The following is a 1,331-nucleotide window of genomic DNA, read 5'->3' as shown; positions in this document are numbered from 1 at the left end:
CGTTCTGCGGCACCTGGTTGGCCTGGGCCAGCATGGCCGTACCGGCCTGCTGCAGGATCTGGGTGCGGGTCAGCTCTGCGGTTTCCTTGGCGAAGTCGGTATCGCGGATGCGGCTACGCGAGGCCGACAGGTTCTCCGTGGAGGTCTGCAGGTTGGCAACGACCGAGGTGAAGCGGTTCTGGATGGCACCGAGGTCGGCGCGGGTGTTGTTGATCGCACCCAGGGCCTTGTCGACGATTTCCAGCGCCTGCTGGGCACCCTTCACGGTGGACACGTCGATCGCATCGGCAAACTGCTTGGTGCCCATGGTGACGGTGCCAGCGCCGGCCACGTCGGTCGAGAAGACCGTCGCTGCGCCGTCCTTGTCCACGCTGTCCTTGACCGAGGTCAGGGTCACCGCGCCGGTTGCATCGGCTTCGGCGTAGACGCCGGTTTCACCGATCTTGGCGTTGATGTGGGTCGCCAGCGCCTTGCCGGCAGCCACTTCGTTCTCGGCGGCGGTGCCGACGCTCTTCATGTCCAGCTTGTCGAACTTGACTTCGGTGCCCTTGCTGTCGGTGATGCTGAACGCGGCGATGGCCACGTCGGTATCGTTGGCACCGGTCACCTTGGCAACGGTAGCGGTGGCGAACTGCGCGCCGCCCAGGGCGTTGGTCTTGGCATCCACCACCTTGTCGATGGCAATGGCCTGGCCGGCGTTGGCACCGACCTGGAACAGCTGGCTGGAGAACGAACCGTCCAGCAGCTTGGTGCCGTTGAAGTCGGACTGCTTGGCAACGCGGTCGATTTCGCTGACCAGCTGGGTCACTTCGGCCTGCAGGGCCTTGCGGTCACTGGCCGAGTTGGTGGCGTTGGACGCCTGCACCGACAGTTCGCGGACGCGCTGCAGGTTGTTGCCGATTTCGGTCAGCGAGCCTTCTGCGACCTGGGCCAGCGAGATGCCGTCGTTGGCATTGCGGATGGCGACGTCGGTGCCGCGGATCTGGGTGCCGAAGCGCTCGGAGATCGCCAGGCCAGCCGCGTCGTCCTTGGCGCTGTTGATGCGCGAACCGGACGACAGACGCTGGATGGTGGTGGCCAGGGAGCTGCCGCTGGTGCTCAGGTTACGCTGAGCATTCAACGACATCGTGTTGGTATTGATGACTTGTGCCATGGGAAGAGGTCCTTGAGCGGTTGCACGTGATTTGGGTTAGACGCTCATGACGTGCTTCAGGAGCGGCTCATGTCAGCGCTGCAACAGGCTGAGCACGTTCTGCGGCACCTGGTTGGCCTGGGCCAGCATGGCCGTACCGGCCTGCTGCAGGATCTGGGTGCGGGTCAGCTCTGCGGTT

The 1,331-nt window shown here is 64.5% G+C and carries 2 protein-coding genes; both read right to left on the bottom strand.

The genetic code is table 11. From position 1 onward, the window contains the following. The coding region (locus DBR34_RS16610) for a flagellin (protein WP_146186866.1) at positions 1-1,153 on the bottom strand (1,153 nt) is incomplete at its 3' end. A 72-nt stretch (positions 1,154-1,225) separates the two neighbouring features. Then, positions 1,226-1,331: flagellin (locus DBR34_RS16605; protein ID WP_258224029.1), on the bottom strand; the 106-nt coding region annotated here is incomplete at its 5' end.

This window comes from Stenotrophomonas sp. HMWF003 (assembly GCF_003061285.1).
GTDB classification, from domain to species: Bacteria; Pseudomonadota; Gammaproteobacteria; order Xanthomonadales; family Xanthomonadaceae; genus Stenotrophomonas; species Stenotrophomonas maltophilia_AP.
Note: the sequence above shows the minus strand (reverse complement) of the source record. Positions and strands in the feature narration are given on the sequence as shown.